The following is a 24050-nucleotide window of genomic DNA, read 5'->3' on the forward strand; positions in this document are numbered from 1 at the left end:
GTCAGGGCGTCCAGATGCCGGTGATCGGGGCCGCGTTGGCGGCCTGGCCGGCGTGCGCGGTGCCGTACATGTCCTCGATCGTGCGCAGCAGGTTGTAGTGGTTGTACGTGGTCGCGGACGTCGAGCCCGGGACCACCTGCTGGCCGTACAGGACGGTCGCGATCTTGTTGCCGGCGAGCCGGTTGTCCTCGTCGAAGGTCACGACGAGCAGGCTGTTGTGGGTCTTGGCCCAGGTCGCGTAGGCGCCCAGGTTGTTCTTCAGCCAGGTGTCGCCGGTGCCGACCGAGCAGTCGTGCATGTCGTTGCACAGGTTCGGGACGACGAAGGACACCTGCGGAAGCGTGCTGTAGTCCGTCGGGAACTGCCCGAAGGTGTACGCGGACGAGGTCGGGACGTTCGAGAAGCCGAACCACGGGTTGTGCTTGCGCGCGTACTTGCCGCTGCTGCATGTGGTCGAGCCCTGGCTGGGCAGCGTCTCGTTGTAGCTCTTCCACGTCTTGCCGGCGGCGATCAGCTCGGAGGCCAGGTTCGGCGCGGAGGAGAAGCCCGGGGTGTAGCAGCTGTCGTCCGTGATGCCCTGGGTGGATCCCGAGAACAGCGCGAAGTAGTTGGGCTGGCTGGGGTGGGTCTCGGCGTACGACTGGGTGAGGTTGGCGCCGCCGGTCTTCAGCGAGTTGATGTAGGGGGCGCTGGAACTCCCGATCACCTGGCTGTAGGCGTGGTTCTCGAAGACGACGACGACCACGTGGTCGGGGGTGGGGACGGTCGCCGCGGCCTGCGCCGAGGTGCCGCCGAGACCGGCCCAGAGGCCGATCGAGGCGGCGGCGAGGCCGAGGGTGGACAGAAGGGCGGTGCGGCGTTTTCTGGGCGCGCCGGACACGACTACCTCCGAGGGGGTGTGGGCTGCGGGAGCGGTGCAACCGGCAGGCTAGAAGTGCGCATGACAACTTTGAAGGTGTTCCGGGTGAAGACCCGGGAAACGTCTCGTGCCCGGCTGTCCCATGCTTCCCACCAGCCCCCCGTGCCCCGGTGCTCCGGGACGGGGGCGGTCGTCGCACCGCGCACCTTGTGGGTGTCTCGCGAGCGACGACAGAGGCGTCCGGTCGACGCCGCGCCGGCCTCCGCGGGTTCGGGGGGCCGCTACTTCTGCGTCTCGTCCTTGGCCTGCTGGGCGATCTGCTCCAGCACGGTCTTCGGGTCGGCGGAGGGCGCGACGGCCCGGCCGATGTTCCGCTTGATGGTGTCGCTGACCTGGAGCCAGGAGGGCTCGTCGACCGGGTAGAGCTGCGCGCTGCGCAGGGCCGAGAGGAACTGCTCGGCGCTGGGGTCCGTCGCCGCGTACTGGGACGCCTCGGTGGCCGACACCGTCGACGGCAGCAGGTGGTAGCGCCCGGCGAACTCGTTGAGGTTCTTGTCCTCGTAGACGAAGTTCAGGAAGGAGCTGACCAGCTCGCGGTTGCCGTCGTGCTTGAAGGCCATCATCCAGTCGGCGACGCCCGCGGCCGGCGGGGTCTGCGTGTTGCCCAGGGTGTCCGACACCGGCATGCGCAGCGTGCCGACCTTCATGCCCTTCGCCCGCGCCTCGTGGAGGAGCGAGGGGTAGCCGTTGACCATGCCGACGTCGCCCCGGAGGAAGGCCGTGAAGGCGTCCTGACGGTTGAGCTCGGCCGGCGGGACCGGACCGGTCAGGGCCGGTACGACCAGGTTGTCCTTGATCCAGTCGAAGGTCTCCGTGTTCTCCTCGGAGGCGATGTTGTACCCGCCGCTGTCGTCGGTGTAACCGCCGCCGTTGCTCAGTTCCCATATCAGGGCCTCGGCGTGCGCCTCCTCGGGGCCGAGCGGGAGGGCGTACGGGTAGAGCACGCCGTCCTTCTTCAGCGCCTTCGCCGCGGTCTTCAGCTCCGACCAGGTCTTCGGCGGCTTCGCCCCGGCCTTGTCGAAGAGCTTCTCGTTGTAGAAGAGCAGTCGGCTGCTGGCCACGAAGGGCAGCCCGTACAGGTTGCCGTCGACCGATCCCGCCGCCGCGAGCGGCCGCAGGAAGTTGGCCTCGGCCGGGACCGACATCACGTCGCCGGCCGTGTAGAGGCGGCCCTGCGCCGCGAAGTCGGAGTACGCGCCCATCAGCGCCACGTCGGGGGCGTCGCCCTCGTCGACCATGCGGGTGACCTCGCGGTCGATGTCGGCCCAGGGGTAGATCTTCACCTCGATCTTCTTGCCGGGGTGGGCGGCGGTGAAGGCGGTGGTGAGCTTGTCCCAGTACGCCTTGGAGCCGGTCGCCGCGTTGGTGCCGTACTCGGGGACCACCAGGCGCAGCGTCGTCGGGTCGGCTCCGGAGGAGCCGCAGGCGGAGACGAGGGAGCCCAGCAGCCCGCATGCGGCCACGGAGGTGGTCATGCGAAAGAGTCTTGGTCGCATGGATGTTTCCTCTTGCTTTTTTGGACAGTGCGCCCGAAATCATCTCCCGGTCCGAGGCGTATGGCGCCCCTTGTCGAACGGTTGTGGGGATAACTCCAAGGCGGGGGATTCCGCCTCGTGTCTTCCCCTATACCGGCGTCCGTCTCACCGCGCGTAGAACTCTCCACGGCGTCCAGATCGACTCCGGAGAGGCACATTGACGGCCCGTCCGGAAAGGCGGGCGTTCACGCCTCCGGGCGGACCACCCGGTGGCGCAGGAACACGACGCGCCCGATGGAACGGGTCTCCACGAGCTCCAGATCCACGCGCCGCTCGGCCCTCGGGAAGTAGGGAATCCCGCCGCCCACGAGCACCGGATGCACCATGAGCCGGTACTCGTCGATCAGCCCCAGGGCCGCGGCCTCGGCCGCGAGCGTCGCGCCGCCGATCGCGATCTCGCCCTCGCCCGGCTCGGCCCGCAACCGCGCGATCTCCTCCGCCAGCCCCCCGGAGGCGAGGCGGGCGTTGCCCTGCACCGTCGACAGCGTGGTCGAGAAGACCACCTTGGGGAGCGGGTTCCAGAGCGCGGTCCACTCGCGCTCGTCCGCGCCGAGTGCGGGATCCTCGGCGGCGGTCTCCCAGTACAGCATCGTCTCGTACAGCCGCCGCCCCAGCAGGTGGACGTCGACGCCCCGGATCTCCTCGATCCAGTGACGGAAGACCGCGTCCTCGGGAACGGTCCAGTCGAACCCGCCGTCCGGCCCGACGATGTAACCGTCGAGCGACACACCCATCGAATAGGTCACGCTGCGCATCAGAAGGCCTCCTCGAAGAACGCGACCGACCTTACGGCCGCACCCCACCGCTGTCAGCGGGACGCACCCGGCGCGAAGAATCTCGTCATATTTCCCCCGTCCCGTCCACAGGCACCCTTTTCGCCACACGGGCGCCATTCGGCCAACATCATGAGGAATTCCCCGCCCGGGACAACCGGACATCCGCACTCCCTCCTCTCACCCCACGGGCGCAGCGCCCCCTTCACGGCGCACGGGCCGCACGGCGGTCCCGCCCCGTCGGGCCGCGACCCGCTTTCTTCCCACAGCATTCGGAGGACGAGGGAACGATGACCACCACGCGCACCATCCGGCTACGGCGTCCCCTGCTCGCCGGGACCACGGCCGTCGCCGCCATGGCCGTGACCGTCGGCTTCATGGCCGCCACGCCGGAACGGGCGACGGCCGCCACCGGACCCCGGCTGAGCCTCGTCGCGGCCACCGGCTCGATCACGCTCACCTCCTGGAAGGAGGACCCGGGCGTCTACCTGGACCTGGGCACCTACCTCACCGCGGAGGGAACACCGCTGGAGCTCAAGGCCACCCGGAAGTCCTACAAGGACCCGGTGACCCTCACCCAGACCGTGTTCGAGGGCGGGAAGGCCAAGACCAGGACGCTGCCCAAGGGCACCGTGAAGGACTTCTCCGGACTGCCCGGCTTCGCCGAGATCACCCTCACCGACCGCACCGGCAAGGTGGTCGTCAGCCGGGCCGAGAACTTCTGCCCGAACAACGCCAGCGGCCGCGTCCGCCCCGACGCCCCCTCGACCTCGAAGTATCCGGAGAGCTGCCCCACCAACCCCTTCACCCTCGGCTCCGTGTGGGGCGTCGAGAAGGGGTGGGCCGCCAACACCTACGCCGGGTCCTACACCCAGCCGGTGAAGCTCGCCGCGGGCGCCTACACGGCCAGGATCAGGGTCGCCAAGAAGTACCGGGACCTCTTCGGGATCGCCGACAGGCCCGCGACCGTGCGGGTCACCGTCCAGGAGCGCAGCTGGGAGGAGGGCGCCGCTCCCGCCCGGTCGGCCGCCGCGGGGGAGCACGCCGGGCACGGCGGGGAGCACGCCGGACACGGCGCCGGCCACCCGGCCCCGGCCGCCCACACCGGACACGGACCGGGCCACGCACCGAAGCCCGCCCAGGCCGGAGCCCCCGAGACCAGCGGCGCCGGCCCCTCGTACAACGTCGGCCACGGCCCGCTGAAGGCCGCGCCCCCCGCCCTGCCCTGGGCGGCCAAGAAGGAGCAGGCCGCCCGCGCCGACGTCCGGGCCGGTGACGCCACCGGCCGGACCGACGGCTCGCGCCAGGCCCCCGCCCTCGCGCCGAGGGCCGCGCGGCCCACCGGGAACCCCTCCGTGCCGAACGTCCCCAAGCCGGACCTGCGGTCGCTCCCGGCCTACGGCATCACCATCAGCGACGGCGGCCGGGACATCCCCGGCAAGGACTACCTGGCCTTCAGCGCCAACGTGTGGAACGCGGGCCCGGCCCAGCTCGTCGTGGACGGCTTCCGCTCACCCGGCAAGGCCACGATGGACGCGTACCAGTACTTCTACGACGCCCGGGGCAAGCAGGTCGGCTACACCCCGACCGGCACCATGGAGTGGGACCCGCGCCCCGGCCACGTGCACTGGCACTTCACCGACTTCGCCAGCTACCGGCTCCTGAAGGCCGACAAGAAGGAGGCGGTGCGCAGCGGCAAGGAGGCCTTCTGCCTGGCCAACACCGACGCCGTCGACTACACCGTGAAGAACGCCAACTGGCACCCGTACAACACCGACCTCTCCACCGCCTGCGGCCAGGAGAACTCCCTCTCCGTCCGCGAGGTCCTGGACGTCGGCTCCGGCGACACCTACACCCAGGACCTGCCGGGCCAGTCCTTCGACATCACCGACGTGCCCAACGGCACCTACTACATCCAGGTCCTGGCCAACCCGGCCAAACGGCTGAAGGAGACCAACCTCGACAACAACAGCGCCCTGCGCAAGGTCGTCCTCGGCGGAACCCCCGGCCGACGGACCGTCACCGTCCCCGCGCACGACCTCGTGAACGCGAACTGACCACAGGATCGGCCTCCTGACCGGACCGGCCCCGCGGGGCCGGTCCGGTCAGCTCGGTGGTGTTCCGGCCGGACCGGGTTCTGGGCGGCTCCCAGAACGCTCCACCCTCATCGCCGCCCCGGCCCGAAACCCGGATGATCTTCCCGTGCCCGTCTGGCACACTCGCTGCGGTGTACGAACCGTTCGAAGACGCCGAGGCCGACGGCCTCTACGAGACGCATGTGACGGTCCGGTGCCGGACCGAGGCCGAGCAGACCAGGCTCGCCGCCTGGGCGGCGAGCCGAGGGCTCAAGGTCACCACCATCGTCCTCGCGCGCGGCCGGACGCCGGTCCAGCCGATGCTGACCCTGCCCGACCGGACCGGCCACCCGTCGGTCGTGGCCGGGCTGCGGAAGGACGGCTTCGAGCCGGTACGGGTCAAGGTGGAGACGGTGCCGTGGAGCACGGAGCCCGTCGGCCCCGGCGGCGGCTACTACGAGCACCACCTCAAGCTCGCGCTGCCCGCCGCCTACGACCGGGCCGCGCTGGAGGCCCTCGTCGTCCCCCACGGAGCCCACGTCTCCTGGAACGCCCGCCGCGTCCTGGCGGGAGCCGGCGGACGGCACGAGCGGTTCGTCACCCAACGGCACCACGGGCCCGCCGAGGCGGCGGGCCGCGCCTGCGACGCGCTCGTCACCGCGCTGCGCGCCGCGGGGCACGAGCCGGTCGCGGAGGAGAGGGAGCTCGTCCTCTCCGACAGCGACGTCTCGTGGGACGAGGGCTGGCTGGACCCGGCCCGCCCGGACGAGGGCCGGCCGGCCGACGGCGGGCCGGAGGAGACCGCATGAACGAGAAGCCGTGGACACCGTCGATCCCGAACGGGCCGGACAGCGGCTCGGAGCCCGCCGGCGAATACGTGCGCCGCAAGGACGAACTCCCGCGCACCCTCACCGCAGGCATCGGCGACGCGGCCGTCCGGCACCGGGTCTTCGACCCGGCCCTCAAGCACTTCGACGAGGCCTACCGGCCCGGCGACGGCGTCGTCGAGGACCCGGAGGTGCTGGCCCGCTGGCGCACGGCACGGCGGACGGCCCTGGACCTCGTCCTCGCGGCCGTCGCCGGATCGCCGTGGGCCGACTCGCTCGTGCTCCGGGGCAGCATGCTGATGTCGGCCTGGTACGGCGAGGCCGCCCGCGCCCCCAAGGACATCGACTTCGTCGTGGTCCCCGAGACGTGGCGCATCGAGGAGCCCCGCACCCGCGCCATGCTGGACGGCATCGCCGAGGCGGCGCAGCGCGCAGCCGAGGAGAGCGGCACGGACCTGTCGATCCCGGCGGCCGGAGCCGTCTCCGAGTACATCTGGACGTACGAGCGGGTGCCCGGCCACCGGCTCGTCCTGCCCTGGCAGGCCCCCGGGCTGCCCGGAGGCCAGGTCCAGCTCGACTTCGTCTTCCACGAGCGCCTCCCGACCCCGCCGCGTGCGACCGAGGTCGCCGGCGTCCGCCTCCTGGCCGCGGACCGCGAACTGTCCCTGGCCTGGAAGCTCCTCTGGATCAGCTGCGACATGTACCCGCAGGCCAAGGACCTGTACGACGCGGTGCTCCTCGCCGAGGGCGGAGCCCTGCCGCGCGAGCTCCTGGAGACGGTGCTCCGCGAGGCGGACGAGTGGCCCGGGCTCCCGGACGAGCCCCTGAACCTGGGGATGTTCGAGGAGGCCGTCCAGCAGGTCGACTGGAACGGCTTCGACGACGCCCACCCGGACACCCCGGCCGCACGGCACGACCTCGCCACCCGGCTGCTGACCGCCCTCGCCCCGGTGCTGGCGCCGCCCCCGGCGGAGGCCTGACCGCCGGAGGGGACGACGGACCGTCCGCCCGCGTCCTGTGGGTCCGGGGCGCTACGAGCGCGGCGACGCGCCGGATCAGCCGCGCCCGGACGCGGCTGGTCCGCACCCGGCGCCGACCTCAGTCGGCGTCCCACTCCGCACGCAGCCGGTCGAGCGTCGCCTCGTCGAGCCGCGGCTCGAAACCCTCGGGGAACAGGAGCATGTGGGGCTGGGGCCACATGTTCTCGGGGCCGTGCTCCTCGCAGTGCAGCGCCACGCGATGCGGCCCGTCTCCGCATGCCTCCGGCCGGTGGAAACGCTCGTGCGTCCGGCAGACGTACGAGAACACCGTGCAGTCGTCCGCGTCCGCCGGCTCGTGGAAGTCCGGGTCCCGGACGATCAGCGTCACCCGGTCCTGGGAGTCGAAGCGGGGGATGGGCCGGGGATCGCACCACAGCAGGCGAGAGGGGAGCACGCGATCATTCCGATCCGGGGCCGGCAGGGCGGCGCAGCACGCTCTCGAACCAGCCGGCGCACCGGTCCGCCAGCTCCTCGACCGTGCCGGAAGCCCGGAAGAAGCCCTGCTCGGGCGACTCGTGGAGGTGGTGGAGCTGGTCCGCGACCCTCCCGGCCCGCACGTGGCCGCCGTGGAAGTGCACGGCCCACTCGCTGAGCACCACCCGCCGCGCCTCGTCGACCAGGGTGATGTGGACGAGCAGCGACGACCCGTCCTCGGGCCGCCCGACCTGGCTGTGGGCCCACGGCACCTGCCACCGGGCGGCCCGGGTCCGCAGGGCCGCCACGAAGGCGAGTTCGGCCTCGTCGAAGTCCCAGGGCTCCTCGCCGTACTCCTCGGGGTCCTCGATCTCGAACCAGTCGCCGTCGTCCACGGCAGGACTCTAGGGCACGTCGTCACACTCCCGTCGTGCCCGCTTCCACCCGGCGCACCGAGAGCACGCACCAGACGCCGCGGGGCCGCCCTCCGGGCGACGGCGGGAGAGCGACGACACGCCCTGGCGCCGCCCCGGGATCAGCGGCCGGTCGCGACCAGGAAGACCACCGCGCCCGTGATGACCAGCACCGCCGAGAGGAAGGTGTGGCGCCGGGCCTTCCGCAGTTTCTCCCGCACGAGCCACGCGTGCGCCGTCGCCAGCAGCCACCGCAGGTAGGGATCCGTCCGCGCGATGTTGCGGTGGGCCGTCGCCAGTCCCCGCTCCAGCACGGCCCGTTCGGCCGCGTCGGCGGTCGGCAGCCGCCGGGAGATCTCCAGGGCGATCCGGCGGTGCCGCAGCAGGCCCTCGACGTCCGTGGCCAGGGAACCGAAGTAGTAGCCGGGTGCGGCGTCGAGCTGCTCGCGCAGCCCGCGCAGGGCCGGGGACGCGAGCACGGCGGGCGTGGTCAGCGGCGGGACGAGGACCTCGCTCGTCTGCCACATCGCCCAGGCGATCCCGGTCAGGGCCACGAGCAGGCCGCCTCCCGCCCAGAGCGCGTGCGTCCAGTCGCCGATCCGTCCGACGGCGAGCAGCGGGCCGCCGCCGAGCAGCAGCGCACCCACCGCACCGGCGGACGCGAGGGTCCACCGCGCCGCCTCCCGGCTGTCGGCGACGGAGTCGAGCGGTGAGGGCAGCGCGTCGAGGACCGCCCCGCCGGAGTCCCCGGCCGTCGCCGGGGCGCTCACGGCGACTCCCTGCGGAACACGACACCCAGCGGGCCGGGATCGTCGTCCGGCAGGTCGGCGTACACCGCCCAGACCTCCCCGTCGAAGTACTCGAGGAGACCGTCCTCGTTCACCCGCACCAGGTTCGGCCGCGAGGGCTCTTCCGGGGTGTCCGCCATGAACTCAGTATGCCAGGGTGATCAGTTGGCAGGATGGTCCCGGTGCCATCCGGCCGGCGGCCCGACCGCGCGGGACGGGACGGGTGCCATCCGGCCGGCATCCCGACCGCGCGCGGGACGCGATACGGGGGACCGGCACCGGGCACGGGCGCGCACACGACGGGGGCTCAGGTGATCAGACTGTCGATCAGCACCGGGAAGGTGACCTGCGACATCGAGGGCGTCAGCACCTCGCACACGCCCCGGACGCTGAGCCGGCGCACGGCCGATCTCCTCTGGCGGCTCCGCAGAGAGCCCTCGGACGACCTCCTGCGGGAGACCGGTGCCGCGCTCGCCGACACCTTCCTGGACGGCCCCGCAGGCCGCGCCCTGTCGGAGGCGCTGAAACGGCCGGGGAAGCACCGGATCGGCGTCGAGACGAGCGATCCCGCCGACGCGGACCTGCCGTGGGAGACGCTCGTGCCGCCCGGCCGGGAAGTCCCGCTGGCGCTGGATCCGCGCGTCGACCTGTTCCGGTCGACGCCCCGCACCCGCGAGACGGTGCCCGGCCACCCCTCCGGAGGCCCGCTGCGCGTCGTCGCCGTCGTCGCCGCACCCGACGACAGCTCGGGCGGACTCCTCGAATACGAGAGGGAATGGGCCCGGATCCTGGACGCCGTCGAGCCCGGCCGCCGCACCGGCCACCGGGTGCGTGTCCTGGAGTGGGGGAGCGCGGCGGCCATCCGTTCCGCGCTCGAAGCGGAACCCTGCGACGTCCTGCACATCTCCTGCCACGCCCGCCCCGGGGCGCTGCTCCTGGAGACCCCGACGGGCGAGGAGGACGCGGTGGACGCGGCCCGCTTCCTGCGGGAGGCCGTGCCGTCCGCCGCCACGGTGCCGCTCATCGTCCTGGCCGGATGCTCCACCGCGCTCGAGGGCGAGGCCGCCGAGCTGCCGGGCCTCGCCAGGAGCCTGCTGGACCACGGGGCCCCGGCGGTCCTCGCGATGAACGGCGCCGTCAGCGACGACTACGCGATCGAACTGTGCGCACGGCTCTACGGAGGGCTGGCGGGCCACCCGGCCCCGGAACCGGACACGCCCGCCGTCCCGGGACCCGGCAAGGATCTGCTCACCGTCTTCGCGGAGGTGCGCCGGGAGCTCGCGCGCGAACCACGTCCGCTTCCCGAGTGGGCGACCCCCGCGCTGTTCCTCGCCGATCCGTCGACACGGCCCGGGGGCGCGCCCGAGGGGCGTCCCGACTCCCCCGCTCCGGACCCCGATGCCCGGGCCGTCGTGGTCGACGGCACGGTCCGCGCGCGCCACGACTTCGTCGGCCGCCGAAGGACCCTGCGGCAGCTGGCCGGCACCGAGCACCGGGTCCTGCTGCACGGCATCGGGGGAGTCGGGAAGACGAGCCTGGCCGCCGAACTCGTCCGGGGATTCGCGGAGTCGGAGGCGGACGGCGTCGTGGTGGCCGTGGCCGGAGAGACCGACGCCGCCACGGTCATGGACGGGCTGCGCCGCGGCCTGGCGGCGCACTGCGCCCGGAAGGGACTCACGGAGACCGATCCGCTCCACCAGTGGGTGATCGCCCTGAGCGAGCCCGGGAGGGACTGGCGGGAACTGCTCGCGGCTCCAGAGGGGTCGTCGGTGCGGCTCCTGCTCGTGCTCGACGATGCCGAGGACAACCTGGACGCGGACCACCGGCTCCGCGACGCGGGACTCGCCGAGTTCCTCGATGCCTGGGCCCGGCGGCACGGCACCCTGGTGACCAGCCGGCACCCCTTCCGCGTCGAGGGCGTGGAGAACCTTCCTCTCGGGCCGCTGACCTGGCAGGAGACCCGGAAGCTGTTCTGGCGCCTGCCCGGAGTCGACGCCCTGTCCCCGTCCGAGCAGGCGCGGGTGTGGGCGCGGCTCGGGGGGCATCCACGGTCCCTGGAGTACCTCGACGCGCTGCTGCGGGACGGCGTGGCGCGTTTCGACGAGGTGAGCGCACGGCTCGGAGCCGCGCTCGCGGACCGGGAGGCCGCACCGGACGGAGGCCTTGGCCGGATGCTGCACGAGACCGGTGCTCTGATCGCGCAGGACGTGCTCCTGCCCCAGCTCCTCGCCCGGCTCGACGAGCGGCCCGAGGCACGGCGGTTGCTGCTGGGGGCGTCGGTGTACCGGCTCCCCGTGGACCGGACCGGCCTCGCGTGGCAGATGGCCGAGGCACCGGAGAACCCCTCGGCCGAACCCACCCGGACCAGCCCCTCCGACGCCGTGACCCCGCCCCCGCCGCCGGACGCCCTGGACGGGGCCGTCGCGCGGCTCGTGCACCTCGGGCTCCTCGCGCCCGCCGGCGACGGCCACCTCGTGCACCGCTGGACCGCCGCCGCGCTCGCCGGCGTCGCCGGACCGGGCGGGCTGACCGAGGCCCATCGCCGGGCCGGCGCGTACTGGGCGTGGAGGTGCGGCACCACGACGGAACGGGACGCGTACATCACCTACGCGCTGGAGGCGCGGTTCCACGAACTGGCCGGCGCCCGCGTGCTCAAGGCCGTCGAGCGCACCCAGGAGGCCTGCCGCGAGCTGGCGCGGAGCGGCCAGTGGGCCCGGGAGGAGCGGCTGCGCCAGGAGGCCCTGGCGCTGGCCGCCCCGGGGTCGCTGCTCGCGGCGGAGTGCCTCTCGGAGCTGGGTGGTCTCGACGCGCGCAGGGGTCGGTACGGACGCGCCGAGAGCCGCTACCGCGAGGCCCTGGCCCGCTTCGCGGAGCTGGGGGCCGAGGACCTGGTGGCGGGCGTGCTGCACAACCTGGGCCTGCTCGCCGAACAGCGAGGGGAGCACGCCGACTCCGCACACCTCTACCGGCGTTCGATGGAGATCGCGGAGCGCATCGGCGAACGCGGGCGGGTCGCCGTCACGCTGCACCAGCTCGCCGGCCACAGCAGCCGAGGGGGTGACGACCGCCGCGCGGAACACCAGTACATCGAGGCGCTGGGCATCTGCGAGGAGCTGGGCGACCTGGCGGGGATCGCGGCCGCGCAGCACCAGCTCGGCATCCTCGCCTTCCGCGCGGGGGACTACACGAAGTCGGAGCGGTGCACGCGCGTCGCGCTCTCCCACCACCTCACCCTCGGCGACCGGATGAACCAGGGGAACGGCTGGGTCAGGATGGCGCGGATCTCCCTCGCCCGCTTCGACCACACCACGGCACTGCGGCACGCGCGGACCGCGCTGGAGATCTTCGAGGACATCGGGAGCGCCACCCACGTCGCCGAGACCTGCCGGCTGCTCGGCGAGATGTCCCGCGACCTCGGGGACCTGCCGTGGGCCGAGTCCTGCTTCGCCCGGGCGGCGGCCGTGCACGCGGCGCTGGGGGAGCGGGAGAACCTCGCCGCGTGCAACCGGAGCGTCGGAGCCGTACGCACCGTCCTGGGACGCGTCGAGGACGCGGTGCCGCGCACGGTCGACGCCTGGTGCGAAGGCCCGGGGGACCGGGGCGGCCAGGAGGACCTCGACTGGCTCGTCGTCCAGCGCCTGGAGCTCGGCGCCGAGACCTTCGACCGGATCGTACGGCGGCACGTCGACGCCCCGACGGCGGACGAGGTCACGGACCTCACCGCACGGTGCGCCCGGCTCGTCGCCTCGTCGGCGAGCCTGTCGCCGCTGGGCAGCGCCTACGTACAGCTGGCGATCGCCGCGAGCGCGCGCGGCGCGTACGGGCAGGCGCGGATGTTGCTCACGCGGGCGCTCCCGGTGTGCGAGGCGGCGGGTCACACCGTGGCCGTCGCCAAGTGCCACGAGGACCTCGGACTCGTGAACCTGAAGACCCGCCACCTGGAGGCGGCCGAGCGCAGCTATCTGACCGCCCTCGCCCTCCACGAGCGGCTGGGCGACGAGACCAACCGCGCCATCGCGCTCCACCAGCTCGGCCACGTCTGCCAGGAACGGGGCGCGTACGAGGAGGCCGAGGCGTACCTGCGCGCCTCGGTGGCCGTGAAGAAGCGGCTGGGCAACGACGCCGGGGTCTCCAACAGCACCTTCCACCTGGGCCAGGTCGCCCAGGCGCGCGGCGACCACGAGCTGGCGGAGCGGTGCTTCCACACGTGCCTGGCGATCGACGAGGCACAGGAGGCGTGGGGCGAGGTGGCGCTCGACTACGGCCAGCTGGGCAACCTGCGGGCGGATCAGGGACGTCCCGCCGAGGCGGTGCCGCTGCTCGTGCGCGCCCTCTTCCTCAACCAGCGGTTCGCGCCGCGCAACGCCGTCCAAAACGTCGTCGCCCTGCGCCTGCGGCGCGCCGAGCTCGGCGACGAGGAGTTCACCCGCCTGCTCGACCACCACTTCGACCGGGAATCGGTCGCGGCCGTCCTCGCCGCCACCGCGCTGCTTCCGACGGGGGAGCACCGTCCCGCACACCCTGACGGGCCGTCCTGAGCGCCGGTGGAGCGGCGTCGAGGCCGTCACCCGGAAGGCCGCACCCCCCGTGTCAGTGCCGCCCCCGGGCCACGCCCGCTCCTAGATTCACGGGGACCGCCGCCGCGCGAGAAGCAACGAAGGGCTCGTGGCCATGACACACCGGCCGAACATCCTGTTGATCGTCACCGACGAGGAGCGGGCGGTGATCCCCCGCCCCGACGGGTTCTCCCTGCCCGCCCGGGAACGGCTGGCCGAGAGGGGGACGACCTTCGAACGGTTCTACTCCGCCTCCGCGATGTGCAGCTCCGCCCGGTCCGTGCTCTACACCGGCCGGCACCTGCCCGTCACCGAGATCTACGACAACGACAACATGCCGTACATCCGCCCGCTCGATCCCGGTCTGGGCACCCTGGGCACGATGCTCCGGGCGGCCGGCTACCACTCCACCTACCAGGGGAAGTGGCACCTCTCGAACGAGTATGTCACCCCGGACCGGCCGGGATCCACGAGGGACGCCCTGGAGCCCTACGGATTCAGCGAGTTCAACGGCTGGGGCGACATCGACGGAGGCGCCTGGGCGGGGCTGAAGATCGACCCGGTGATCGCCGGTCAGGCGGTCCGGTGGCTGCGGGACCGGGCCCCGGTCGTGGCCGCCGACCAGCCGTGGTTCATGGCCGTGAACTTCGTCAACCCGCACGACATCATGAGCTTCGACTACGGCGGCTCCCCCCAGGTGGAGCTGCCGTTCGGGCTGGCCCACGCGGTGGTCGCCAAGGCCGCGGCCGACATCCCCGTCTACCGGCGGCGGTGGGACTTCGAGCTGCCCGGCAGCCTGCACGACGACCTGTCGGGCGCGGCCCCCGCGGTCGCCGAGTACGCCCGCATGCTCGACACCGTCTTCGGGCCCGTCGCCGACGACGCGCACTGGTACGACGGCCTGAACTTCTATCTCAACGCGCTGCGCGACGTCGACCGCAGCGTCGAGCTGGTCCTCGACGCCCTGGAGGCGTCGGGCCAGGCGGACCGCACGGTCGTCGTCCTCACCTCCGACCACGGGGAGCTGGCCGGCGCCCACGGCCTGCGCCAGAAGGGCAACCTGGTCTACGACGAGAACTTCCACGTCCCCTTCGTCCTGAGCCACCCCGACGTCACCGGCGGCGCCCGCACCGAGGCTCTCGGCTCGGCGGTGGACCTCGTGCCCACCCTGCTCGAATGCGCGGGCGTGACACCCGAGGAGACCGCGACCCGCCACCCCGGGCTCAAGGGCCACTCCCTCGTCCCGGTCCTCCACGGGACCCCCGTGCGCGCGGGAGTCCTCTCCGCGGTCGAGTCGATCGTGACCCTCGACGCGTCGTTCTGGTTCGAGTTCGCCGACCCCGACGCCCCGGCCCGCATCCAGTCCGGCGACCTGCGACCCGACTGGACCAAGCGGGGGTTCCTGCGCGGATACACGGACGAGCGCTACACGTTCGGACGCTACTTCTCCCCGCTGAACCCGAACCGGCCGAGGGACCTCGACTCCCTGTACGCCGACAACGACGTCGTCCTGTACGACCGCCGGACGGACCCGGGCGAGGTCGACAACCTCGCCGCCGACCCGGCCCACCGGGACCTCGTCCGGCGCTGCTCCGGCCTTCTGGAGGAGCTGATCGACGCGGAGATCGGCGAGGACACCCGCGCCTGGGTCACCGAGCGCCCCCGACTGCTCGGCTGGCCCACCTGGCACGGCGACACCGACCGGCCGGCCTCGGCGGGCGCCGCGACGGCGGGAGGCTGAGGGCCGGGGGAGGCGGCGCCACACGGGGGGCTGTGACCGGCGCCGCTCACCCCGGACCTCGACCGGCGCCGCCTCGCCCTCCGCCCCGGACTTCGACCGCCGCCGCCTCCCCTCCGTCCCCGGTCCACGGCCGGCGCCGCCGCCGCCGACCGTCGATCAGTCGTCGGCGGCGCCGTGCGGGAAGGCGGGGTGCCGTGCCGTCAGCCGCTCCTCCACCCAGGCGAGGCGCACGTCCAGGGAGCGACGGCGGTCCTCCCGCGCCCGGTCGCGCAGCCGGCCGAGGAGCCCGCGCGCGTGGGACAGCACCATCGGCTGGTCCGAGGCCGCGCCGCACACGTCGTCGAGCCCGATCCTCAGGAAGTCCTCCCAGGAGGGAAGGCGCACCACCACCCTGACGGCCCCCGCCTCGTCGGCGATCGACCGGTCGCCCAGCTCGGCCGGGGCGATCAGCCGCAGCAGGCCCTCCGTCGCGTCCAGGGCCTGCACGGCCGTCGCGGGATCGTTGATCGCGGGGGAGAGGGCCCTCAGCGCGATGTCGGACAGGAGCCGGAACGCGAGGGTCGGATCCTGGTGGAACACCCGCTCGACCTCGCCGACCACCGCCGTCAGCACCTCCGCCTCCGGCACCCGGCCACCGCGCACCTCGGCCACCACGTCCCCCGGCTGGAGCGCCGTGCCGACCGCCACCTTCAGGACCACCACCGCGTCCGCCCGCGTCGCCGTCCGCACCAGGCGCAGCAGGTCCACCTGGGCGAGGAGGACCGAGTCCCCCGCCCACCGCACGGTCGACGTGACGTCCGGCAGGCGGCGGGCCCCGGCCGCACTCCCGGCGGTGTCCTCCGTGTAGAGCGCGCTCAGGACCTTCCGTCCGCGCTGCCGTACGTCCGCGAGGACGTGGGCCAGTTGGATGGACCGCAGGGCCGTCAGCTGGAGCCGGCGGACCAGGACGAGGGCGGCCCCGGTGAGCACCAGGGCCGTCGTGGGGACGGCGACGGACGCCGTGCGGTGCGCACCGATGGCCAGCGTCGCGGTGACCGAGTACACCAGGAGGCCGACCACGAGGGCGAAGACCCGCCAGACCACCGGGTCGGACCGGAAGAGGAGCAGCCGGTGGCTGAAGTTGCCGGCCGCCCACTGCACGACCAGGAAGAGCAGCGAGAAGATCAGCGTCGTGACGCTCAGGACCCCCACACCGACGACCTTCAGCACGTCGACGGCCCGCTCGGCGGCCACCTGGTAGCCGCTGTCGACGGCGGGCAGGAGGAACCCGAGCACCAGCCCCACGACCGCCGCGAACACCTGGGAGACGCCCGCACGGAGCGCACGTCGTGGCCGCACCACCCGCTCCGCCGAGCGGTCCGGACCGAGCGGCATCAGCGGCGGGGCGTCCACAGGAGTTCTCCGATCAGGTGCGCGGTCGCGGCGAGGAAACGCTCGGACCCGGGACGGGCCGACTCAAGGCGACATGCCGCGATTCGGCCACACGGGTTCCCACGACGCGGCGGCGACCCGCCCTCCGGTGCCGCCAGGACCGAACGGGTCCGAGGGGGCCGACGGGGCCTCAGGCGAGGCCGTCCCAGCCCCAGCGCGGCGTGGGACCGGGCTCGCCGAGGTCGGTGCCGGGGGCCGAGGCCGAGACGTCCTCGGCGATGCGCGTGCCCCAGTCGAAGTACTCCATCACCCGACGGCGCAGCAGGGCGTCGTCCGGCAGCTCCTTCTCCACGGCCGCCGCCATGAGCTCCATCCAGCGCAGGCGCTGCTCCTCCGTGATGCCGAGCCCGAGATGGGCGCGGAGCAGGGCCTGGTGCCCGCCGTGCCGCGCCGTGAACTCGGCGGGTCCCGAGAAGACCTCGGCCAGCCAGACGGCGACGTGCTCCACGTGGGTGGCGGTGAAGTCGGCGAAGACGGGGGCGAGGAGGGGGTCGGCGAGGACTCCCTCGTAGAACGTCCCCGAGAGCCGGCGCAGCGCGTCGGCGCCTCCCACGGCCTCGTACAGGGTGTTCGTGTGCTCGGCGCTCATGGAGGGCCTCCGTGATCCGTGATGGGCTCCCAGCTTTCACACAACACGCGGCGGATCCAAGGATGTTCGCTCTCGGCGGGGCGTCAGGACGCCAGGGAGGCAGGGCGACAGGGCTACGGCGGGTCAGGGCGAGGGCGCTGAGGGCCGGCACCGCGATCGCTCCCTGGACGGTGACCCCGGGAGCCGAGCGCGGAGGTGCCTCACGCTTCGTCCGCCCGACGGGTGAAGCGGCTGCTCGGCCCGCCCCGGAGCCGGCCGGGCGGGAGCCGGCGGCCGAATGCCAGCAGCAGGAGATCCTGGGCAGCGCCGTACACCGGGGAGCCGGAGCCGTACGACCAGTCGAGGTCCTCGGCGCACAGCCGGACCCCGTCGAGGTCGACGCCGAAGAACCGGAGGCCGCTGGGCTTGATCCGGTCGAGCAGGAGGCGGAGCCGGTCCTCGGGCACGCGGCGGTCGAGGCCGAGCGCGACGGTGATGTCCAGGCCGTGCACCACGTCGTGGCCGAGTGCCGCCACCGGACCGCCCACCGGAGGAGTCCACGGGTGGTGGGCGTTGTCCCGGAGGAAGGCCGCGAGGGCCGTCGGGGCGTGGGCGGTCGCGTCCCTCCGGGCGACGCGGTCGGTCATGCGGTGGAGGTTCCCGCGCGCCCTGACCAACGCGCCGAGCGTCGCGGGCAGCGAGAGCCGGAACCCCGTCGACATGTGGGCCGCCACCTCGCGGACCCGCCATCCCGCGCACAGGCTGGGCGCGTTCCACTGTTCGTCGCGCAAGGTGTCGAGCAGGTCGGCCAGTTCCCGGCGCTCCGCCGCGATGGCGTCCCCGACCTCGGTGGGCTTCCCCTCGCGGGGCGTCGCGTTCTCCATGCGATCAAGCCTGCGGCCGACCGTTCGATAGTTCCAATAGATAGATGTGCTCCGCTCTAGAATCAGCACTTATGGAGCTTCGTCAGCTGCGCTACTTCGTGTCCGTCGTCGACGAGGGCGGATTCACGCGCGCCGCGACCCGGCTGCATCTGGCCCAGCCGGGGCTCAGTGCCCAGATCCGGCAACTGGAGAGGGAGCTCGGGCAGCCGCTGCTCGACCGGTCCGGCCGGTCGGTCACGCCGACCGAGGTGGGCCGGGCGGTCCTGCCGTTCGCCCGCGCCGCACTCGCCGCGGCCGATGCCGTGCGCGAGACGGTGGACGCGTACACGGGGCTGCTGCGCGGCCGGGTCACGCTCGGGCTGGTCTCCGGAGCCACCGGGCACGCCTTCGACATCGCGGCCTTCCTCGCGGACTTCCACGCGGACCACCCGTCGGTGGAGGTGGCCCTCACCGAGGACTCCACGGAACGCATGCAGGCCGCGCTCCTGGCCGGCGAGCTCGACATCGCGCTGCTCGGGACGGCGGAGGAGACCCCGCCGCCGGGAGCCGCGTTCCAGCTGGTGATCGACGTTCCGCTGGTCGCCGCCGTCGCGCCCGGCGATCCGCTCCTCGCCCGCGCCCGTGGTGCGAGCGTCCCGCTGGCGGAGCTGCGCGAGCGGCCGCTGATCTCCCTGCCGCGCGGTACGGGGGTGCGCGCGGCGCTCGAACGCGGCGGTGCGCGGGCGGGGTTCCGGCCCCGGGTCACCTTCGAGGCGGCGGCCCCGCAGGTGCTCGCGCAGCTCGCCGCGCGGGGCCTCGGCGTCGCCGTGCTGCCCGCAGGGGAGGACGGAGCTCCCCTGGGCGCGCGGCTCCGTACCCTCCGGATCGTCGAGCCCGAGATCCGTGCCCGCGTCGCGCTCGCGTGGCGGGCCGAGGGGCCGTCGAGCCCCGCGGCGCGGGTCCTCCTCGACCGCCTGCGCTCCGGCCTCCCGAAGCCGCCGTCGGTACCGTCCGGGGCGGCGGAAGAACCCGGAATGCCGCACGGGACCGTTTGAACGGGGTCTTTCCGTACCCGCGTTCGTCCGGGAGGCGAAAGGATTCTGCTTTCTTGCATTCACCGATAAAAGCACTTGTGTGGCGAATTTCGGGAGCGGGTGGAGAATTCCGAAATCAGCGAGACGTGTTTCCCAACGGGCAGTTGAAGTGCATCGTTTCTGCGCCCTCATGGTCTCCGGATGGGCCTTTCCGGCATTCGAGTGAGCATGCGTGACTCGTCGTCCGGCGCCGCGTTTGACCGCGCGACGGGTCATTTCTGGCACGTCATTCAGAGCTCTTGAGGAGTGGTTATGCGTTCTCTGGCCGCGTCTGTTCTCGCCGTGGGCATTCTGTTCGGTGGCGCCGGTGCCGCGCTCGCGCACGACGGCGTCGGAATCGGCAGCTTCTCCGAGGGTGGCGCCGGCTTCAGCTCGCACTGCGCGCTGACCGGCGTCCCGGCGGTGTACGGAACGATCTTCACGGCTTCGTGTTCGGAGAAGGGCTGGGAAGAGGGCGCGGAGTTCAACTGGCTCAACGCCCACTGATCCAGGGCCCACCCCTGGCAACGACCCGCTCTCGCACCGAGAGCGGGTCGTTCGTGCGTGCTCGCGTGCTCGTCCGTCCCGCGCACCCGGCGGAAGGTGTGCACGGTCGTCGCCGACGCGTCCGCCCGTCCCGCCGGACGTGGCCCCTCAGCCGAGCCAGAGCGGGAACCGCGTGCCGGACGAGGACAGCAGGGCCAGCTCCCGCGCACTGGGTGCCCGGCGGCCCGTTCCCACGAGCAGGGCGTCCGTGTCCGACAGCCCGGACGGGAAGGGCGCTCCGGCGATCCGCTCCAGGAGTGCGCGTGCGGCGGCCAGGCTCTCCGCGGGCGGCGGTGGTGCCGCGTGCAGCCCTGCCACGAGGTCCAGATGGTGCAGGGTCCACTCCAGGACGTACGCGTCGAGGTAGTCCCCGGCGGAGAGGACCTCGCCGCGCGTGCCGACCGCGAGACCGGGGGCGACGAGGGCGGCGGCCCTTCCGGCCGCGGAGCCGACGTCGTCGAGGTGGAACGTCAGCAGACCGGGGTCCCCGTACGCGGCGGCGAGCCGTACGGTCAGCGCGTCGAGCGGGTCGTCGCCGGTCGGCGGCGCGTCGGCGACCTCCCAGTAGCTCGCGGCGTCGCGCGTCGGTGGCGCTCCGGCGGGCGTCGCGAGCGTGATCAGCACGTCCTGGGCGTCGATGACGAGATGACACACGAGGTCGCGCACGAGCCAGCCGGCGCAGCCCGACGGCCGTGCGAAGTCCTCGTCGGCGAGACCGGCGACGGCCTCGCGCAGTGCGGTCCACGAGCGGGTGAAGTCGTCCACGCCCGCAAGCTACCAACTCGGACCGTCCGCCGCTCCGCACGGCACCCGGCGGACCTCCCGGGCCCGCGCTGTCGTGCGGTCCCCACGACACTCTGCGGACATCTCGCCCCAGGGGTGGTCGGCGGGCCGGTGCCGGTCACACCATGCCCCGTGTCATGCGTGACCGGCACCGGAGTCGGCGCCCCCGTCATCGCGCGAAGGTGAACCTCCGGACGGACGCGAGGTCGGTGTCCCAGAACGTGACACCGGGTGTGGGGCCGATGTTCAGGAAGGGACTCCCGTCGGGCAGCGGGACGTCGATCGGCGCGCCGATCTCGTCGGCCGAGTCCCGGCCCTGGAAGCCCAGGGTCAGCGTCCGCACCGTGCGGGTCTCCTGGCCGGCGACGAAGAGCCGCATACCGGCGTATGCCTTCGCGCCCGGCGCGAGGGTGGCGACGGCGTGCCAGTGGGACTCGAGGGGGCCGACCTCGTCGGAGGCGCCGTCGTCGAACCGCACGAGCGCGTACTTGTACAGGGTGCAGGTCGTGCCGCCGATGTTGGTGGCCGTCAGCGTGAGGTGCCTGAGCGAGTCGTGCGGTTCGGCCTGCGCGGTGACGGAGACGTTCTCGTCGGTGCAGGCCGTGGCGGCCTTGCCGCTGCCGCCGGGACCCTCGCTCCCCGAACTCCGGCTGGAAGAGGGAGACACGGGCGCCGGGGGCCGGGTGCTCGCGGTCGCGGGAGCCGTCGTCCCGCCGACGGCGGAGGGCGAGGTGCCGGCGGCGCTCGGAGTGTCCGGCACGACGGTGGCGGACGGCGCGGGCGGGCCCGTCGCCTCGGGCGCTTCGCCCGCCCGGCAGGCCGCGAGCGCCGCGACGGCGACGCTTCCCAGGACGAGTGTCCTCCAGGCGTTGAGGGCGGTGTGCATGCTGCTCCCCGTGAGGTTCTCGTGGTGCGAGGGGCCGGATCGATCCGGTGAGGCGGTGTGGCGGTGTGGCGGTGTGGCGGTGAGGCGGTGTGGCGGTGTGGCGGTGGTGACGCGGAAGCGGAGGACGCGGGGGACGCGTCCGCCCGCCCTCGGCACCGGCCCCGGCCGTCCTGAGACCGCCGGGGCCGCCCCCGTGCGTCACCGTCAGGCGACGGCGCCGACCCAGCCGCTGCACGTGGCCGGGTAGTAGATGCCTTCGCTGTAGTCGCCGAGGCAGACCCGGAAGGAGAAGGAGAAGCCCTCGGCGAGGTCGCCGTAGGAGCGGTCGGTGCACTTGCCGGCTCCGGCGGTGTGCCACTTCAGGGTGCTCGTGAAGCTGGCCTGGACGACCACGGACTTCCCGTCCGAGGCGTTGTCGCAGATCGTGAGCTTGTCGCCGTTGGCGTACCAGGTCGCGCTCCCCGCGCCGCCGGGTACGCCCGCGGCTCCGGCGGAGGGGGCGGCGAGGACGAGGGCCGAGGCGGCGGCCGCCGCCACGACGAGGGCGTTGCGGACCGTCTTGCTGCCGGACCGGGTCCGGTTCGACTGACGCGGGCTGGACATGGGTCTCCTTCGGTTGGGGTGCCGGAGCCGGCATCGCGGCCGGTGGATCGACCCGCCTCGGCGGCGACGGCGCGAGCGGTGCCGTGCCGGTGAGCTGCCGAGGCGGTGGCCGTGACGCTACGCGGGGGCCGCTCGGCCGGGCGTCAACCTCCCGGTGGACCCCTGGTAAACCCTGGCGGTAGCACCGCGCGGCAGTAGCACCGGCGTCGTCTCCACCCTCCGCGGTACCGCGGACGGTTGACGCCGGCCCGGCGGTCCGCGAGTAGGCTGCGCCGATGCAGCGTGCGCGGGTGGCGATGCCCCGATCCTCCCTGTTCCTGGACACCGGCGTCGCCACGGCGGTCCTGGGGTGCGCGCTGCTGCTCGGCCGTCAGGACACCGGCGAGGGGTACCCGCCGCTCGACGCGGCCGGCTGCCTGCTGACGCTCGCCGTCCACCTCCTGCTGTGCTGGCGGCACCGAAGTCCGGGCGCCGTGACGGGCGGCATCTTCGCCCTGTGGACCGTGTACATCTCACTCGGCTACTGGCCGGTGGTGAACAGCCTCGCCGCCCAACTGGCCCTCTACACCCTCGCGTCCACCCGGCCGCCGCGCACGGCCGTCACCGCGGGCGCGGGGCTCGGCGCGATCTGGCTGTACGGGGGGTTCGTGGCCCCCGAGGGCTCGGTGGCGGCAGCCGCGGCCCTGGGGATCGTCGTCCCCGCCGTACTGGTGAGATTCGGCCAGTCCGCGCGCGAGTCCGAACGCCGCGGGGAGCGCCTGGCCGAGCTGGCCGCACAGCTCCAGGAGGAACGCGACGCCAAGGCGCTCCGGGCCGTGGCCGAGGAGCAGGCACGGATCGCCCGCGAGCTGCACGACGTGATCGCCCATCACATATCGGTGATCGCCGTGCAGTCGGGGCTCGCCGACTACGTCTTCGACACCGATCCCGGCACCGCCCGCCGAGCCCTCGGCACCATCGCCGACACCTCCAGCGAGGCCCTGGAGGAGATGCGGCGGATGCTGACCCTGCTGCGCGCGGGGGACAACGCCCCCGAGTCGTACGCCCCCATGCCCACGCTCGGCGGGCTCGCCGACATGGCCGCGCGGATGGAGGCCGGCGGAGTGCCCGTCGAGCTGGTCGTGGAGGGAGAGCCCCGGACCCTGCCGCCCGGAGTGGAGCTCTGCGCCTACCGGGTGGTGCAGGAGGCCCTCACCAACGTGCTGAAGCACGCGCGGCCCGGCGGTGCCGTCGTCACCGTCCGGTACGGGACCCACCATCTCCTGGTGAGCGTCACGGACGACGGACCGGGTCCGGATCCGGCCAGAGTCGACACGGGAGGAGGCCATGGCTTGATCGGGATGCACGAACGCGCCAAGCTCTACGGCGGTGCCGTGACGACAGGCCCCGGCCCCGAAGGGGGCTTCCGCGTACGGCTGACCCTGCCGACCTCCACCACCACGGCGGGAGAGGCGCCGGCCGACACCTGAAGGGGGAGCGTCCGGCGATGACGACCCGCGTGCTCGTGGTCGACGACCAGTACCTCATACGCGCCGGCATCGTGGGACTGCTGGAGGCCACCGACGGCATGACCGTCGTCGGAGAGGCGGGGGACGGAGAAGAGGCCGTCGTCCAGGCGGCCCGGCTGCGGCCCGACGTGATCCTCATGGACATCCGCATGCCCCGGACGAACGGCATCGACGCGGCGCGCAGGATCCTGGCCGACGCCGCCGAGGGAGCGGGACCGCCGCCCCGGATCCTGATGCTCACCACTTTCGACCTCGACGAGTACGTCTACCGGGCCCTGCGCGCGGGCGCCAGCGGCTTCATCCTCAAGGACACCGGCCCGAAGCGGCTGCTCGCCGCGGTGGCCGCGGTCGCGGGAGGCGACGCCCTCTTCGCTCCGAGCGTGACGCGGCGCCTGGTCGAGGCCTTCACCCGCCCCCCGGCACCCGGTGGACCCGTCGCGCGGCGGCCGGAGATCGAGCAGCTCACGGCCCGCGAGACGGAGGTGCTGCGGCTGGCGGGCACCGGCAGGTCCAACGCGGAGATCGCGGAGGAGCTGTTCATCTCCGAGGCGACCGTCAAGACCCACCTCAACCGCACCATGGCGAAGCTCGACCTGAGCAGCCGGGCGCAGATCGTGGTGCTGGCGTACGAGACCGGGCTGGTCGCCCCCGGCGGGGGTCCCACCTCGCCCTGAGCGGGGGTCCCACCTCGCCCTGAGCGGGGGAACG

22 protein-coding genes are annotated in these 24050 nt (G+C 73.2%); 9 read left to right on the forward strand and 13 right to left on the reverse strand.

Annotated features, from left to right (window positions below):
• Position 1: 1 nt before the first annotated feature.
• The 3 genes from ACFYXU_RS21515 to ACFYXU_RS21525 all read right to left on the reverse strand — a co-directional run bounded on the left by ACFYXU_RS21515 (position 2) and on the right by ACFYXU_RS21525 (position 3209).
• Complete coding sequence (locus ACFYXU_RS21515; protein WP_389459267.1) at positions 2-880, reverse strand: alkaline phosphatase family protein; 879 nt, start codon at positions 878-880, stop codon at positions 2-4.
• Positions 881-1140: 260 nt separating this feature from the next.
• Positions 1141-2394 (reverse strand): extracellular solute-binding protein, encoded by a 1254-nt coding sequence (locus ACFYXU_RS21520; RefSeq protein ID WP_389459269.1) that lies wholly within the window; start codon positions 2392-2394, stop codon positions 1141-1143.
• A gap of 245 nt (positions 2395-2639) precedes the next feature.
• Entirely contained in the window at positions 2640-3209 is a 570-nt protein-coding gene (locus tag ACFYXU_RS21525) for a dihydrofolate reductase family protein (RefSeq protein WP_376510387.1), read from the reverse strand.
• A gap of 308 nt (positions 3210-3517) precedes the next feature.
• On the opposite strand from ACFYXU_RS21525, the gene ACFYXU_RS21530 reads away from it, so the two are divergent.
• From ACFYXU_RS21530 to ACFYXU_RS21540, 3 genes are all read left to right on the forward strand, one after another.
• On the forward strand, positions 3518-5284 hold the full coding sequence (locus tag ACFYXU_RS21530) for a lysyl oxidase family protein (protein ID WP_389406822.1): 1767 nt from the start codon (positions 3518-3520) through the stop codon (positions 5282-5284).
• Between the two features lie 170 nt (positions 5285-5454).
• The gene (locus ACFYXU_RS21535) at positions 5455-6111 is read left to right on the forward strand and encodes a hypothetical protein (protein ID WP_376510383.1); all 657 of its coding nucleotides are present in this window, start codon (positions 5455-5457) and stop codon (positions 6109-6111) included.
• Entirely contained in the window at positions 6108-7109 is a 1002-nt protein-coding gene (locus tag ACFYXU_RS21540) for a nucleotidyl transferase AbiEii/AbiGii toxin family protein (protein WP_376510381.1), read from the forward strand. The genes ACFYXU_RS21535 and ACFYXU_RS21540 overlap by 4 nt, the downstream gene beginning before the upstream one ends.
• A gap of 118 nt (positions 7110-7227) precedes the next feature.
• Here the strand turns inward: ACFYXU_RS21540 and ACFYXU_RS21545 are convergent, their stop codons facing one another.
• The 4 genes from ACFYXU_RS21545 to ACFYXU_RS21560 all read right to left on the reverse strand — a co-directional run bounded on the left by ACFYXU_RS21545 (position 7228) and on the right by ACFYXU_RS21560 (position 8924).
• Positions 7228-7563, reverse strand: a complete 336-nt coding sequence (locus tag ACFYXU_RS21545) for a hypothetical protein (protein WP_389406824.1) — start codon at positions 7561-7563, stop codon at positions 7228-7230.
• Positions 7564-7567: 4 nt separating this feature from the next.
• Positions 7568-7978, reverse strand: a complete 411-nt coding sequence (locus ACFYXU_RS21550) for a hypothetical protein (protein ID WP_376510377.1) — start codon at positions 7976-7978, stop codon at positions 7568-7570.
• A 140-nt stretch (positions 7979-8118) separates the two neighbouring features.
• Positions 8119-8766 carry a hypothetical protein gene (locus ACFYXU_RS21555; RefSeq protein WP_389459272.1) on the reverse strand — a complete coding sequence of 216 codons (648 nt, stop codon included), beginning with the start codon at positions 8764-8766 and terminating at the stop codon, positions 8119-8121.
• A complete protein-coding gene (locus tag ACFYXU_RS21560; protein WP_329858301.1) occupies positions 8763-8924 on the reverse strand; it encodes a hypothetical protein in 162 nt (53 codons plus the stop codon). The genes ACFYXU_RS21555 and ACFYXU_RS21560 overlap by 4 nt, the downstream gene beginning before the upstream one ends.
• Before the next feature lie 171 nt (positions 8925-9095).
• Here ACFYXU_RS21560 and ACFYXU_RS21565 point away from each other — a divergent pair, with 171 nt between their 5' ends.
• Together ACFYXU_RS21565 and ACFYXU_RS21570 are read left to right on the forward strand one after the other, a co-directional pair.
• Positions 9096-13322: a tetratricopeptide repeat protein gene (locus tag ACFYXU_RS21565; RefSeq protein WP_389459274.1), complete on the forward strand. Its 4227-nt coding sequence runs from the start codon at positions 9096-9098 to the stop codon at positions 13320-13322.
• Positions 13323-13455: 133 nt separating this feature from the next.
• Positions 13456-15081, forward strand: a complete 1626-nt coding sequence (locus ACFYXU_RS21570) for a sulfatase-like hydrolase/transferase (RefSeq protein ID WP_389459664.1) — start codon at positions 13456-13458, stop codon at positions 15079-15081.
• Positions 15082-15237: 156 nt separating this feature from the next.
• Here ACFYXU_RS21570 and ACFYXU_RS21575 read toward each other — a convergent pair whose 3' ends face one another.
• The 3 genes from ACFYXU_RS21575 to ACFYXU_RS21585 all read right to left on the reverse strand — a co-directional run bounded on the left by ACFYXU_RS21575 (position 15238) and on the right by ACFYXU_RS21585 (position 17964).
• Positions 15238-16473, reverse strand: a complete 1236-nt coding sequence (locus tag ACFYXU_RS21575) for a DUF2254 family protein (RefSeq protein ID WP_389459276.1) — start codon at positions 16471-16473, stop codon at positions 15238-15240.
• 169 nt (positions 16474-16642) lie between these two features.
• Positions 16643-17101, reverse strand: a complete 459-nt coding sequence (locus tag ACFYXU_RS21580; protein ID WP_376510368.1) for a group II truncated hemoglobin — start codon at positions 17099-17101, stop codon at positions 16643-16645.
• Positions 17102-17301: 200 nt separating this feature from the next.
• The gene (locus ACFYXU_RS21585) at positions 17302-17964 is read right to left on the reverse strand and encodes a maleylpyruvate isomerase family mycothiol-dependent enzyme (RefSeq protein WP_389459279.1); all 663 of its coding nucleotides are present in this window, start codon (positions 17962-17964) and stop codon (positions 17302-17304) included.
• 71 nt (positions 17965-18035) lie between these two features.
• On the opposite strand from ACFYXU_RS21585, the gene ACFYXU_RS21590 reads away from it, so the two are divergent.
• Positions 18036-18998: a LysR family transcriptional regulator gene (locus tag ACFYXU_RS21590; RefSeq protein WP_389406830.1), complete on the forward strand. Its 963-nt coding sequence runs from the start codon at positions 18036-18038 to the stop codon at positions 18996-18998.
• A gap of 291 nt (positions 18999-19289) precedes the next feature.
• Entirely contained in the window at positions 19290-19523 is a 234-nt protein-coding gene (locus ACFYXU_RS21595) for a hypothetical protein (RefSeq protein ID WP_329858292.1), read from the forward strand.
• Between the two features lie 147 nt (positions 19524-19670).
• Here the strand turns inward: ACFYXU_RS21595 and ACFYXU_RS21600 are convergent, their stop codons facing one another.
• From ACFYXU_RS21600 to ACFYXU_RS21610, 3 genes are all read right to left on the reverse strand, one after another.
• A complete protein-coding gene (locus ACFYXU_RS21600) occupies positions 19671-20327 on the reverse strand; it encodes a maleylpyruvate isomerase N-terminal domain-containing protein (protein WP_376510363.1) in 657 nt (218 codons plus the stop codon).
• A gap of 187 nt (positions 20328-20514) precedes the next feature.
• Entirely contained in the window at positions 20515-21231 is a 717-nt protein-coding gene (locus ACFYXU_RS21605) for a DUF4232 domain-containing protein (RefSeq protein ID WP_389459281.1), read from the reverse strand.
• Between the two features lie 204 nt (positions 21232-21435).
• Complete coding sequence (locus tag ACFYXU_RS21610; RefSeq protein WP_329858287.1) at positions 21436-21834, reverse strand: hypothetical protein; 399 nt, start codon at positions 21832-21834, stop codon at positions 21436-21438.
• 275 nt (positions 21835-22109) lie between these two features.
• Here ACFYXU_RS21610 and ACFYXU_RS21615 point away from each other — a divergent pair, with 275 nt between their 5' ends.
• Entirely contained in the window at positions 22110-23303 is a 1194-nt protein-coding gene (locus tag ACFYXU_RS21615) for a sensor histidine kinase (protein WP_389459284.1), read from the forward strand.
• Positions 23304-23320: 17 nt separating this feature from the next.
• A complete protein-coding gene (locus ACFYXU_RS21620) occupies positions 23321-24016 on the forward strand; it encodes a response regulator (RefSeq protein ID WP_389459286.1) in 696 nt (231 codons plus the stop codon).
• Positions 24017-24050: the final 34 nt, after the last annotated feature.

This window comes from Streptomyces sp. NPDC002232 (assembly GCF_042890295.1).
Lineage (GTDB): Bacteria > Actinomycetota > Actinomycetes > Streptomycetales > Streptomycetaceae > Streptomyces.